Annotated in this window: 19 protein-coding genes and 1 other RNA gene; 13 read left to right on the top strand and 7 right to left on the bottom strand. The window is 57.0% G+C overall.

The features are described from left to right. The first annotated feature begins 13 nt into the window (after positions 1-13). The 10 genes from SPHFLASMR4Y_RS17030 (at position 14) to SPHFLASMR4Y_RS04345 (ending at position 3,781) form a co-directional block, all read left to right on the top strand. Positions 14-190, top strand: coding sequence for a hypothetical protein (locus SPHFLASMR4Y_RS17030; protein WP_186266041.1), 177 nt, complete (start codon positions 14-16; stop codon positions 188-190). A 149-nt stretch (positions 191-339) separates the two neighbouring features. Next, complete coding sequence (pspA, locus tag SPHFLASMR4Y_RS04305; RefSeq protein WP_089132459.1) at positions 340-1,014, top strand: phage shock protein PspA; 675 nt, start codon at positions 340-342, stop codon at positions 1,012-1,014. After that, positions 1,014-1,322 carry an envelope stress response membrane protein PspB gene (gene pspB / locus SPHFLASMR4Y_RS04310; RefSeq protein ID WP_089132460.1) on the top strand — a complete coding sequence of 103 codons (309 nt, stop codon included), beginning with the start codon at positions 1,014-1,016 and terminating at the stop codon, positions 1,320-1,322. Before pspA ends, pspB begins: the two co-directional genes overlap by 1 nt. Beyond that, positions 1,319-1,702, top strand: a complete 384-nt coding sequence (gene pspC, locus SPHFLASMR4Y_RS04315; protein ID WP_089132461.1) for an envelope stress response membrane protein PspC — start codon at positions 1,319-1,321, stop codon at positions 1,700-1,702. The genes pspB and pspC overlap by 4 nt, the downstream gene beginning before the upstream one ends. A gap of 23 nt (positions 1,703-1,725) precedes the next feature. Next, positions 1,726-2,025, top strand: coding sequence for a hypothetical protein (locus SPHFLASMR4Y_RS04320; RefSeq protein ID WP_089132462.1), 300 nt, complete (start codon positions 1,726-1,728; stop codon positions 2,023-2,025). After that, a complete protein-coding gene (locus SPHFLASMR4Y_RS04325) occupies positions 2,025-2,354 on the top strand; it encodes a hypothetical protein (RefSeq protein WP_186266042.1) in 330 nt (109 codons plus the stop codon). The genes SPHFLASMR4Y_RS04320 and SPHFLASMR4Y_RS04325 overlap by 1 nt, the downstream gene beginning before the upstream one ends. A gap of 13 nt (positions 2,355-2,367) precedes the next feature. Continuing rightward, positions 2,368-2,622, top strand: a complete 255-nt coding sequence (locus SPHFLASMR4Y_RS04330) for a hypothetical protein (RefSeq protein ID WP_089132463.1) — start codon at positions 2,368-2,370, stop codon at positions 2,620-2,622. 32 nt (positions 2,623-2,654) lie between these two features. Beyond that, on the top strand, positions 2,655-2,915 hold the full coding sequence (locus SPHFLASMR4Y_RS04335; protein ID WP_089132464.1) for a hypothetical protein: 261 nt from the start codon (positions 2,655-2,657) through the stop codon (positions 2,913-2,915). A gap of 30 nt (positions 2,916-2,945) precedes the next feature. Continuing rightward, a complete protein-coding gene (locus tag SPHFLASMR4Y_RS04340; protein ID WP_089134678.1) occupies positions 2,946-3,176 on the top strand; it encodes a hypothetical protein in 231 nt (76 codons plus the stop codon). A 194-nt stretch (positions 3,177-3,370) separates the two neighbouring features. Next, positions 3,371-3,781: a SufE family protein gene (locus SPHFLASMR4Y_RS04345; RefSeq protein ID WP_089132465.1), complete on the top strand. Its 411-nt coding sequence runs from the start codon at positions 3,371-3,373 to the stop codon at positions 3,779-3,781. Here the strand turns inward: SPHFLASMR4Y_RS04345 and SPHFLASMR4Y_RS04350 are convergent. The 6 genes from SPHFLASMR4Y_RS04350 to SPHFLASMR4Y_RS04375 form a co-directional block, all read right to left on the bottom strand. Beyond that, positions 3,778-4,314, bottom strand: coding sequence for a J domain-containing protein (locus SPHFLASMR4Y_RS04350; RefSeq protein ID WP_089132466.1), 537 nt, complete (start codon positions 4,312-4,314; stop codon positions 3,778-3,780). The two genes, SPHFLASMR4Y_RS04345 and SPHFLASMR4Y_RS04350, sit on opposite strands and share 4 nt — an antisense overlap. Positions 4,315-4,364: 50 nt before the next feature. After that, on the bottom strand, positions 4,365-6,017 hold the full coding sequence (locus tag SPHFLASMR4Y_RS04355) for a caspase family protein (protein WP_089132467.1): 1,653 nt from the start codon (positions 6,015-6,017) through the stop codon (positions 4,365-4,367). Between the two features lie 46 nt (positions 6,018-6,063). Further along, an RNA gene (gene rnpB, locus SPHFLASMR4Y_RS04360) (RNase P RNA component class A) lies at positions 6,064-6,420 on the bottom strand. Positions 6,421-6,426: 6 nt separating this feature from the next. Then, entirely contained in the window at positions 6,427-7,119 is a 693-nt protein-coding gene (locus tag SPHFLASMR4Y_RS04365) for an N-acetylmuramoyl-L-alanine amidase (protein ID WP_089132468.1), read from the bottom strand. A gap of 21 nt (positions 7,120-7,140) precedes the next feature. After that, positions 7,141-7,782, bottom strand: coding sequence for a histidine phosphotransferase family protein (locus SPHFLASMR4Y_RS04370; RefSeq protein ID WP_089132469.1), 642 nt, complete (start codon positions 7,780-7,782; stop codon positions 7,141-7,143). A gap of 24 nt (positions 7,783-7,806) precedes the next feature. Continuing rightward, positions 7,807-8,211, bottom strand: coding sequence for a M67 family metallopeptidase (locus tag SPHFLASMR4Y_RS04375; protein ID WP_260807072.1), 405 nt, complete (start codon positions 8,209-8,211; stop codon positions 7,807-7,809). A gap of 43 nt (positions 8,212-8,254) precedes the next feature. Here SPHFLASMR4Y_RS04375 and SPHFLASMR4Y_RS04380 point away from each other — a divergent pair, with 43 nt between their 5' ends. From SPHFLASMR4Y_RS04380 to mtgA, 3 genes are all read left to right on the top strand, one after another. Further along, entirely contained in the window at positions 8,255-9,208 is a 954-nt protein-coding gene (locus SPHFLASMR4Y_RS04380) for an RluA family pseudouridine synthase (RefSeq protein WP_089134680.1), read from the top strand. Between the two features lie 75 nt (positions 9,209-9,283). Then, positions 9,284-10,195, top strand: a complete 912-nt coding sequence (gene rpoH, locus SPHFLASMR4Y_RS04385; protein WP_089134681.1) for an RNA polymerase sigma factor RpoH — start codon at positions 9,284-9,286, stop codon at positions 10,193-10,195. Between the two features lie 85 nt (positions 10,196-10,280). Next, positions 10,281-10,946, top strand: coding sequence for a monofunctional biosynthetic peptidoglycan transglycosylase (mtgA, locus tag SPHFLASMR4Y_RS04390; protein ID WP_089132470.1), 666 nt, complete (start codon positions 10,281-10,283; stop codon positions 10,944-10,946). Positions 10,947-11,067: 121 nt separating this feature from the next. Here mtgA and clpX read toward each other — a convergent pair whose 3' ends face one another. Further along, positions 11,068-12,330, bottom strand: coding sequence for an ATP-dependent Clp protease ATP-binding subunit ClpX (clpX, locus tag SPHFLASMR4Y_RS04395; protein WP_089132471.1), 1,263 nt, complete (start codon positions 12,328-12,330; stop codon positions 11,068-11,070). Between the last annotated feature and the right edge of the window lie 65 nt (positions 12,331-12,395).

Below are 12,395 nucleotides of genomic sequence, written 5' to 3' on the forward strand. Positions count from 1 at the left end.
ACTGGAGAACACCATGCCAGCCCTGAACAAAATCAGCCGCACCGATATTTCCGCGATTATCTCGATCCTGCTTTTCAGCACGATGATCTTGATCAGCGCCGTCGGACCGGCACAGGCCGAAGGCACCATGGTTAAAAACCAGAAAGAGTCCCCCGCTGTCAGCTTCGTTAACATGGGTTATCGGGCGTGACAGACAAAATGGCCGGGTCCCCTTCTTTCCCCCTTGTCGAAGTGAGGTCCCGGCCACCTTTTGAAATTCATCAGGTTGATGTAGAACAGGAACGGGGCGAAGGTTCCAACAAGTTCAAACCCAACCGCAGACCTAACCGGAGTATGTACATGGCAGGTATTTTTTCTAGAACGCGCGACATTATCGCCGCCAACGTCACAGACATGCTGGACAAGGCCGAAGACCCGTCGAAAATGATCCGGATGATCATCCTCGAGATGGAAGAAACCCTGGTCGAAGTTCGCGCCTCTGCCGCGCGCACCATTGCCGACCAGAAGGAAATGCGCCGTCATATCGACAAGCTCGACCATCTGACCGAGGACTGGAGCGAGAAAGCCCAGCTCGCGCTGTCGAAGGATCGCGAGGATCTGGCCAAGGCAGCCCTCGTCGAAAAGCGCAAGGCCGCCGACATGGCCGACCAGCTGAAAGCCGAAATCCAGACTCTCGACGACGCGCTTCGGTCATCCGAAGGTGACATTGCCAAATTGCAGAAGAAGCTGCAGGAAGCCCGCTCGCGCCAGAGCAGCCTGGTAAACCGGCTGGAAAGCGCAGAAAACCGCGTGAAGCTTCGCGAAATGTATAATGGCGAAAAGGTCCACGATGCCTTCTCCCGTTTCGAATATCTCGAACGCCAGGTTGATTTTGCCGAAGGCCGCGCAGACGCGCTTGGCATGGGTGGCGAACCACAGAGCCTGGAGAACCAGATCGCTGCGCTCGAATCCAGCGACAAGGTCGATGAAGAACTGGAGGCCATGAAGGCAGCCATGAAAAAAGGTGACGCATAATGCAGGAAGAACTCATCATCATTCCGATCGTCATGGGGACATTGTTCATCGGTCTGCCCTGGCTGATATTCCACTATGTGACAAAATGGAAAACCGCCGCAACGATCACCAACGAAGACGAACATTTGCTGGAAGAACTGCATCATATGGCGCGCCGTCTGGATGACCGGATGGAAACCATCGAACGGATCATGGCAGCGGACAATCCCGACTGGCGGCAATCCGCCCTGCCCGCTTCGAAATCTGACCAGGCCCCATCGCTCGAAAATTTTGACGAGCTTCTGAAGAAAGAAAGGCACCCATCATGAGCTCTTCACGCACGAAATTCTATCTCGACAAGCAGCGCGCAAAATGGAGTGGTGTCTGTGCCGGGATCGCCGATTATACCGGGATAAATGTTGCTTGGGTCCGACTGGCAGCGATCATTGCCACGGTCACCTTCGCATTCCCGTGGACCCTCGTGGCTTACTGGGTCGCAGCGAAAATATCCGAGCCAAAACCGGTGGGCATGTATCTGAGCGATCCGGAAGACACGAAATTCTGGCAGGGCGTGCGCCAGTCACCCCGCCGCACCACCCGCGATATCAAGTCGCGCTTCCGGGAAATCGACCGCAAGCTGGCTGATATGGAGCTCTATTACACGAGCAAGAACACGTCGCTGTCCACCGAAATCGAAAATCTGCGCTAGACGCCGGAACAGGGAGAAGAAAAATGGATTTTGGCAGCCCGGAATTTGTTATCGCCATCATCGCCGTCAGCTATGGAGGATGGATCATCAACAACTGGATCAGAGCCAAACATGGCTATGAACTGGAAGATGAATGGGGCGGTAAAAGCAGCAAGACCGGTCCGGACGAACAGCGGAAAATCGAACTGCTTTCCAACGAAAACGCAGAGCTGGTCGGCAAGATAGACCGTCTTCAGGAACGGCTGCAGGTCCTCGAACGGATCGCCACCGATCCGGCGAAACGCACGGCTGACGAAATTGAAGCGCTAAGGGAGAAAAACTGATGTCCCCGGACAAGGTTGCCATGATCACGGAACTGGCCCCGATGCTGGCCGTAGGCATTGTCGCTATCTCTGTCGGCTGGGTCGCCACCACCTGGATGCGTGTCAAGAACGGCTATCCACTGGAAAACCAGTGGGGCAAGTCGGTCTATCCCAAAACCGACCAGGAAGCGGTCGAGCGGGTCAAGTTGCTAACCAACGAAAATGCCGAACTGCGGGCCGAAATCGGCTCGATGAAGGACCGGCTGGCCAATGTGGAGCGTATCGTCACCGATGACAGCCACCGGCTGACGCAGGAAATCGAGCAATTGCGCGACAAGCGCACGAATTGAAGGGACAGGGACAATGGAAGGCATAATCGCTCTTTTGATACCATTTGGCGCCTTTGCGGTAGCGGGCTTTGCCATCTGGACCGGCCATCAGCGCAAGATGATCAAGATGCGGGGCGAGTTTCCCGGGACCAATGACGCGGATGCACAGCGGATGCGGGAAGAGCTTAAATATCTGAAAGACCGCGTTGCGGTTCTGGAACAGATCACGACCGACGGCCACAGCACGCGGCAGCTGGAAAGCGAGATCGAACAATTGCGCAGCCGCTAACGGAGCCTGCGAAAAGTGGAGGGAAAGTTTAAATGAATCCGTTTGAAATGGTCGTTGCCATCATCATCGTCATAACGATCGGGAAAGTGCTGAGCACGCGCTATCGGGCACAGAATGGCATTGTCGAAGACCAGCATGGCAACGAAATTGCCGCCCAGAGCCAGGACACTGGCCGCCTGCAGGAAGAAGTCAGATATCTCAAGGAGCGCGTGGCCGTGCTCGAGAAAATTGCCACCGATGATCGCGGTGCCCGGGAACTGGAAAACGAGATCGAGAAATTGCGGGATCGGTGAGCCGGTCCGGGAAGTGGAAGGATGAGCATGATGCAAGAACCTGCTTTTTATATGATCACTGCGGCGTTTTCGCTAATTGGATTGACGGTCGTGGCGCTGGTCGCCCTGCGCGGCTGGCGTGACTGGATCGCGCTGAAATCCCGCGAGATTGAGCAGCGGCGCGAGGACAATCCGCCCACCGCGACATCGCGGATCGAGGTCGCGGATCTCAAGGAGCGTATCCGCAAGCTGGAAGCCATTGCCGCAGGCGTGGAGCTTTAAAGCCGCACCCTTCGTGCCAAGCTAGTCCCAGCATCGGCGAGAGCGCGTACCGCCTGCCGTTAACCTGCGGTCACCTTCGGCTCGACAAGCCCAGGACGGACGGTTCTCTCACAACCTTCGGATGATCTGACCCAGGCCAACCAAACGGCAAAAATGGGTGACGTCGCGGTTCACCCCTGCTAACCGCCCTCCCCATGAGCAAAATTGACGATTTAATCGAAGAATATGAATTTCTTGAACCGGATGACCGCTACCGGCTGCTGATCGATCTCGGCAAACAGCTCGATCCGATGCCGGACGCGCTGAAGACGGATGCGACGCTGGTAAGGGGCTGTTCCGCCTCGGTCTGGGTCTATCCCACGCAACTCGACGACGGACGGCTGCATTTTCTGGCCGACAGCAATGCAGCGATCACCAAGGGTATTATCGCGCTTGTGCTGGAAACGGTTCAAGATCAGGCGGTGGATGATATCGTCAGCACCGACATCGCGGCGGTGCTGGAACCGTTTGATCTCAAAAACCAGCTGAGTTCAAACCGGACCCAGGGCATTCCCAATATGATCGCTCTGATCCAGCAGACTGCGGAACGCCTGCAAAAAGCCTAGACCGGCTTCCATACTCGCCGTTCCTCGGCAATCCGCAGAACGTCGAACGCCGCCTGCGCTGCCTGGAATTTCTTCGCCGCTTCTTCATCGCCCGGATTGACGTCCGGATGATATTCCTTGGCCATCGAGCGCCACGCTTTTTTAACCGTTTCGAATTCGACATCGGGCGTCAGGTCGAAAATCTCCAGCGCGGTCATTTCATCGCGCGAACGGCTACCGTCGCCGGACCCCATCCAGCTGTAATGCTTGGCTTCCTGATAGGCATTGGCATCGCGTTGCTCGTCGGCTTCGCGTTTCTTGCGCTCTTCCTTGTCGAGACCCTCAAAATAATCCCAGCCCCGGTTATATTCAGCCGCATGGGTCTGGCAGAAATACCAGCGTTCCGGGCTGTTGGGAGATTTTGGTGCAGGGCAATTGCCGGGTTCGTCGCAACCGTGCCGGTCACAAATCTTGACCTGCTGCGTTTCACGGGAGCTTTCATAGCTTCCCCAGCGGGGGAACCCCCAATTATCGGATCGTTTTGCTTTGGGCATGATTGCGACTCTATCAAAGACTGGAGTTAACTACCAGCCTCTTCAACCGGCTAGTCACGAGACAATATATTGGCTGTAGCGCGGACCAGATCGGGTCGCTGCTGAAGTTCCACCTGACTGTTTGCCAGCTTCGCCCAATAACGCGCTTCGCTGGGCGACTTGGGAACGCCCTGGCCCGAATGATGAAGCTGCGCCCATATTGCTCTTGCCCCGGCATAGCCGCCTCGGGCGGCTAGCGAACAATCCTGGGCGACCTGATCCGCCCGTCCTTGCTGATAATGCAATTCGCATATCCAGTTATTGCCTTCCACATTACCGTCATCGGCGAGCGCACGCAGCTTTCGCAGGGATTCATCCATCTGCTTTCCGTAGACGCCGAGCGCATAGGTTGCATAGGGATGCCCGCGATCCGATGCATCGCTGAACAGCGCAATCGCTCGCTCCTTGTCGACAAGGCCGAATTTACCCTCCCACAAGGCAAAACCGAGGTGGGATTGCGCTTTTGCATATCCTTGCGAAGCCGCCAGCAGATATAATTCCAGTGCGCGGCTTGCCTTTTCAGGCTCGTTTTCCTGGTAATACCAGGCCAGTTCCGTCTGTCCCGCCGGATGTCCCTGCGCCGCAGATTTTTCCAGCCAGACCAGCGCCTGTTCGAGATCCCTGCGAACGCCGATACCGAGATGATACATGAACCCCAGAAACGATTGCGCCAGCGGGTCTCCCTCTGTCGCCAGCCGGGTGAGATTGGTGAGACCGAAATCGCCGAGAATCTCGCCCACCAATATGGTTTCGTCCTCAATCGCCAGACGGTCCATTGGGATATTCAGAGGCGACAGGGGTAAGCCCAACGGCAAGGCCGATGGGCTGCCGGGAGTGGCCGAAGGCCCACCTGGCTGATTGAGATAGAAATCTTCAAACCAGCTACCGTAATGGAAGGGCTGTTGCGGCCCGAAATCCAGTCCCCTTGTGTTGGAATAGACTTCCCGCGACACGACCTTGAAATAGTCCGACAGCTCGAGGCCGGGAATGGCAAGCTTGCTCGCGATCGCTTTGGCAAAGGGGCTGGTTGTGGAGTCCACGGGCGCCGCATCGAGCGCGGGCCGCCCTTTGGCGGTAGAGTAAAAGACAGCGCCCTGCTTCATCTCGAGCAATCCCATCGGAGATACATCGCCGTCGGGATCATCGCTGCTCACATCCTTCAGGCGGACAACGGGATCCGGGGTCCGGCAGGCATCCATGAAGAACAGGTTGAACCGCTTCGCCTTCGAGGCTGCTTCCAGCATTTTTTCGAGCGGCAGAAACTCTGTATCCAGTTCATCCCTGGAGGCGAAAGCCGGCGCATCGACCGGCACCATGAAATTGCGACCGTTATATTCAAAGCCGTGACCGGCATAATAGACGACGGCGCTTTCGGCGCTGGCTGCCCTGACCGCGAAAGCCTCGGCGGCGCTGTTCAATTCTGCGATATTCGCGTCACGCACATCGATAATTTCGAACCCTGCCCGGGCAAAGGCGGTGCAGACATGGTCTATGTCATTGACCGCATTCGCCAGTATCGGCCAGTTGAGACCGTCATAGGCACTGATACCAATGAGCAGCGCGACCCCGCGTTCACCCTGAGCGGCTTCACATTTCGCCGCGGCCGGGTGATCGAAACCGAACAGGCCGACGAAGACAAGACAGCTGAGCAGAAATTTTTTCATAGGCCAGTCTACCACTGACCGCTTGCTGTTCAACGATCAAATCAAGAATACCAGAGGGTCTGTAAGCCGGGTTCTGTCCATCCGCCGAAACGGAATAGCCAGCCATTCATCTCGGCCATGCATTGCTGCGTGGCTCAAGCAACCAACCCGGGCAGCAAGCCGAAAAAGCCATATGCCGCCCCTATTTGGTTTTGCTCCAGGTGGGGTTTACCATGCCAGGCCTGTTGCCAGTCCCGCGGTGCGCTCTTACCGCACCCTTTCACTGTCACGTGACCGAAGCCGTCGCGACCTGCTTTCTGTTGCACTTTCCCTAGGGTTGCCCCCGCCGGACGTTATCCGGCACCTTTTAATCGTGGAGCCCGGACTTTCCTCGACAAACTGCCGCGGCTGGCCGACCCTCTGGTGCGCCCTATTTAGTGATTCCGCGCTCCCTGTCCAACATTAAAGACAAAAGCAGGGATCGGCACTCGCCATCGATCACGCCATCGATATTCTCTGGCCGGAAACGTCGCTGGAAGGCGACGACGGCGGCGGTCTGGTCGGATATATCATAGCCGAACCGCTCCAGCGCCAGCATGAATCCGCCATCGGTCCAGGGCGGATCGTTGAGCTTCGCGGTCGGTCTTTTCAGGGCAATGCCGTGGCGCGCCAGTCTTTCCCAGTCGAACAGTTCTCCCGGGTCCTGCTTGCGCGCCGGAGCGAGATCGCTGTGACCGATAACATTGGAGGCGGTGATATTGTGCCGCTGCACGATGTCATGGGCCAGGCGGGTCACCGCATCCATCTGTTCTTCGGGAAACGGGACATAGCCCCATTCATGCCCGGGATTGACGATTTCGATACCGATGCTGGCGCTGTTAACATCACTGATTCCGCGCCAGAAGCCGCGCCCGGCGTGCCATGCGCGCTTTTCCTCGTCGACCATCTGGACGATCTGCCCGTCCTCGGTCACGACATAATGGGCCGAGACTTTCGCTTCGGGATTGGCCAGCCAGTTTATCGCCGAAGCGGCGTCCTGCATGCCGGTATAATGCATGACCAGAATATTGATCGGCAGCTTGCGTTCGTCAAAATTCGGAGACGGCGTCCAAATTGCATCCATGAAGGGCCCCTCCTCTGCAGCTCAGGCGGTGACAATAGCACCCAGAAGCAATTCTGTCGCGGAAGGTGGAGAAATCCGCAAATCGCCACCATTTTGCAATGTGAGCTCCCGGGTCATCCACGCGCCCGCTGTCCGCGCGCTGAGATCGGCAGGCGGGATGGTGCCATCCAGAGCAGCCCGGATCCCCTCATCCAGCGCGATCTTGTCGCCCTCCGCCCTGATAACGACCTCGACGCCCAGCTCTCCCTGCTCGGCACCGACATCCAGTCGTCCACCGCGCACCAGGGATTCTTTCGCGATCAGCGCGAGATTGAGAAGTATCTTGATCGCTTTTTTCGGCAGGGCTTCCCCCTGCAATGCCCAACCCAGCGTGATCTTGCCCGAATCGCCGAGCAGCGATTCGATCAGCTGGCGCGCCTCTGCCGGATCGACATTGTCGCCAAAGCCGCCTGCCGCGCCAAAGGCGAGCCGGAAATATTTCAGCTTGTTGGCCGAGACCCTCGCGCTGTCTGCCAGCAGGTCCATGCAGCGATCACGCATCACCGGATCGGTTTCGCCTTCCAACAATTCCAGCCCGTTGTTGAGCGCTCCTACCGGGCTGAGCAGATCGTGGCATATTTTCGAACACAGCAATGCTGCCAGGTCAAATTCGCTATTCGACATATAAACACGCCCTTAACTATAGTTTCATTCCGCGGCTGTTTGGCCTTTTGCACCGGAGCAATCAAGGGTGATCGCATTGAAGCGGCCATAAATATCCCCGTTTTCAATCGCCTGCCATGCCGCGGCATCTGTCCCGTTTACGATAAGCCAGACCCGGCCATCGGCGGCGGCGCTGGCCGCGTCGGTTGCTGAGGGCTGCACGGTGCTGCCGGGGTGCGAATGATAATAGCCGACAATGCTGTTGCCGCCGCCACGCTGGTCCCGTTCGGCCGCTATCAATATCCCCGGATCGATCTCGAAATGGCGTAGCGGATCGGCGGCCACATTCGGCGCTGGACGATAGGTGCTGACCCGCCCGTCGTCGCCGAATAATATCCCGCAGATTTCCTGCGGTTCACCGGCTTTGGCCAATTGCTGGAGTTCGGCCAAGATCGCGCTTGATATACAGACTTTCATGGCCCACATCTACGCGATGAACGCGGGGCAATCTACCATATCCGGAACATTACCGGAATCTCAGAGAAAACAGCGTCTGGATGCTGCACTGACCGAGGTGGTGGAGGGGCTTTCGCGCGAGCGGGTGAAGTCGCTGATTGCAAACGGACATCTGCGGGTCGGAGGCGTGAAATTCACCGACCCCTCGGCCAAGAAGCTGGCCGGCAAATCATTCGAGCTCACGATACCCGAACCGATAGAGGGGCCGGCCCAGCCACAGGATATTCCACTCGATGTAGTGTTCGAGGACGCGCATCTGATCATTGTCAACAAGCCGGCAGGGCTGGTCGTCCACCCCGCCGCCGGTCATGCCGACGGTACGCTGGTCAACGCGCTGCTCCACCATTGCCGGGGCGAGCTGTCGGGCATTGGCGGCGTTTCCCGGCCCGGTATCGTCCACCGGATCGACAAGGATACGTCGGGACTGATGGTCGCGGCCAAGACCGACGCCGCGCACCAGGGGCTCAGCGCGCTGTTTGCCAAACATGATATCGAGCGCCGCTATCTGGCGATCGTCAACGGCCGCCCCAATCCGCCCATGGCAACGATCGAGGGAGCCATCGGCAGAAGCAACGTCAACCGCAAGAAAATGGCAGTTGTCGGCGACGATCGCGGCAAGGCGGCGATGACTCATTATACGGTCAAGGAAATGCTCGACGGGGCGGCTCTGGTGGAATGCACGCTGGAAACCGGACGCACCCACCAGGTACGGGTCCACATGACCCATATCGGGCACAGTCTGATTGGTGACCCGCTCTATGGCGCTGGTCGAAAATCATTACTTTCCCGGCGAAAAGATATTCAATTTCGACGCCAGGCGCTGCATGCTGCTAGTCTTGGATTTGTTCACCCCATAACGGCTGAAAAATTGATGTTTTCTATCGGTTTTCCGGACGATATGCAGGAACTATTCATGAAGTTGCGTGTATAAGTAACACACCTTATAGACGCTTTTGACCAAAGGGTGCTTGATGAGGCCCGGCGGCACAACAAAGAAGGAACGAAAATGGCTAATGGTAGCAATGTTCCGGCAAAAATCCCTGCCTTAGGGGGGGACGCAAGCCTGAACCGGTATCTCTCGGAAGTCCGCAAATTTCCTATTTTGACTCCCGAACAGGAATATATGCTGGCGAAACGCTATTCTGAACACAAGGATCAGGAAGCCGCCGCCCAGCTCGTCACCTCGCATCTGCGGCTTGTCGCGAAAATCGCGATGGGATTTCGCGGCTATGGCCTGCCCGTCTCGGATCTGATTTCCGAGGGCAATGTCGGCCTGATGCAGGGCGTCAAGAAATTCGAACCCGACCGCGGTTTCCGCCTCGCGACATACGCGATGTGGTGGATTCGTGCGTCTATCCAGGAATATGTGCTGCGTAGCTGGAGCCTCGTGAAAATGGGCACCACCGCCGCACAGAAGAAGCTGTTCTTCAACCTGCGCCGGATGAAGAATAATCTCGATGCGTTTGAAGACGGTGATCTGTCACCGGAAGATGTACAGAAAATCTCCACCGATCTGGGCGTAGCCGAGCATGAAGTGGTCAATATGAACCGTCGCATGTCAATGGGCGGCGATGCATCGCTGAACGTGTCCCTTTCGTCCGAAGACGGCGATAGCGGCCAATGGCAGGACATATTGGAAGATGATGGCCCGCTGCACGACGAAGCGATTGCAGCCTCTCAGGAAGCCGACTTCCGCCACGAAATGCTCACCGAAGCCATGGGCTCGCTGAACGAGCGCGAACAGCATATTCTGGCTGAACGGCGCCTGTCGGAAGATCCCAAGACGCTGGAAGACCTGAGCAAGGTCTATGAAGTCAGCCGCGAACGGATCCGCCAGATCGAGGTCCGCGCTTTCGAGAAACTGCAGAAAGCGATGCTGCGCATTGCCGGCGAAAAGCAGCTTCTTGCCGCGAACTGATCATCAAGCCTGATAAAGGCACGAAATAGCAGAACGCCCCGAAACAGAAATTGTTTTCGGGGCGTTTTGCTTTTAGGCTCCGGCAATGGGGCTGATCAAATTTCTCTTCAAATTCCTGATCTATTTCATCCTGATCACGGTCGCGTGGGTCGGATTATATGCCATCGTACCGCCGCCGGTGACGGTGACAATGCTGCTGGACGAAAACGGCATCACCAAGAACTGGGCGAGCTTTTCCGACATTTCCCCCAATATGGCGCGGGCGGTGATCGCTGCCGAGGACAGCAAATTCTGCAGCCATAACGGCTTTGATACCGAGGCTATACAGGAGGCTCTCGAAGAACGGATCGAAGGCAAACGCCAGCGCGGCGGGTCGACCATCTCGCAGCAGGTCGCGAAAAACGCATTTCTCTGGCAGGGTGGCGGCTTCTTCCGCAAGGGGCTGGAAGCCTATTTCACCTTCCTGATCGAGACGATCTGGAGCAAGAAACGGATCATGGAAGTCTATCTCAATATCGCCGAGACCGGCATCGGCACCTATGGCGTGCAGGCCGGGGCCCAGCGCTACTATAAAAAGGACGCCAGGGATCTGACCCGGATCGAAGCCGCGCGCATCGCGGCGGCCCTGCCCTCACCCAAGAAACGCGCTGTAAACGGTGCCAGCGGCTTTACCGCGCGCTATGGCAACACGATTGCTGTGCGGATCAATGTGGTGCGGAACGAGCGTCTGGACAGCTGTATTTATAAGTAACAGTGCGCCTGCGTCGACAGGGCCTGTATCACCGATGACCAAGAGACTAGCAACGGTTGTAAAAGTCAGTCGTTCGTTGGGGAAATATCAGGAGCCTGCCCCGGCCTTCGTTCAAGAACGATCAGGCCGCGTCTTCCTTCTTCGCCTTGGCGATCACCTTCACCGGATCTTTCGTCCCCGCGACCACATCCTTGTCGATCACGATCTCGTCCACGCCTTCCAGATCGGGCAGATCAAACATCGTGTCCAGCAGGATATTCTCGACGATGGAGCGCAGGCCACGGGCACCGGTTTTTCGCTCGATAGCCTTGTTGGCCACTGCGACCAGCGCGTCTTCGGTGAAGGTCAGTCCGACGTCTTCCAGCTCGAACAATTTGCGATATTGTTTCACCAGCGCGTTTTTCGGTTCCTGAAGGATAGTTACCAGCGCGTCGACATCGAGATCCTCGAGAGTCGCGATTACCGGCAAACGGCCGACAAATTCCGGGATCAGGCCGAATTTCAGCAGATCCTCCGGTTCGCCCTGAGCGAGCAGCTCACCGACCCTGCGTTCTTCCGGCGCAGCGACATGGGCGCCAAAGCCGATGGATTTTCCTTCGAGACGGTCACCGATGATCTTTTCCAGACCGGCGAATGCGCCGCCGCAGATAAACAGGATATTGGTGGTGTCGACCTGCAGGAATTCCTGCTGCGGATGCTTGCGGCCACCTTGCGGCGGAACGCTGGCAGTGGTGCCTTCCATCAGCTTGAGCAGTGCCTGCTGCACGCCTTCGCCTGATACATCGCGGGTGATCGACGGATTTTCCGCTTTGCGGCTGATCTTGTCGATTTCGTCGATATAGACAATGCCGCGCTGGGCTTTCTCGACATTATAGTCGGACGCCTGCAGCAGTTTCAGAATGATATTCTCGACATCTTCGCCGACATAGCCAGCCTCGGTCAACGTGGTCGCGTCGGCCATGGTGAAGGGCACGTCGAATGTCTTGGCCAGAGTCTGGGCCAGCAAGGTCTTGCCGCAACCGGTCGGACCGACGAGCAGGATATTCGATTTGGCGAGTTCGATATCGCCCGACTTCGCGGCGTGGTTGAGACGCTTGTAGTGATTGTGCACGGCAACCGAGAGAACCCGTTTCGCACGGTTCTGGCCGATCACATAATCGTTCAGCACGTCGCAGATTTCCTGTGGCGTCGGCACTTCGCCGTCCTTGCGACCGGTAACGGCACCCTTGGTCTCCTCGCGGATGATGTCGTTGCACAGCTCGACACATTCATCGCAGATAAAAACCGTGGGTCCGGCAATAAGCTTGCGGACTTCATGCTGGGATTTGCCGCAGAAGGAGCAATATAGCGTGCTCTTCGAATCAGATCCCGTCAATTTCGTCATAAAAAGTCCTTTAAACCGGCGATTATTGTAATCTAACCGTCAAATTCCAAATTGCCACAGCTTTT

Origin of the sequence: Sphingorhabdus sp. SMR4y (assembly GCF_002218195.1) — a bacterium.
In the GTDB taxonomy this organism is placed as follows: domain Bacteria; phylum Pseudomonadota; class Alphaproteobacteria; order Sphingomonadales; family Sphingomonadaceae; genus Parasphingorhabdus.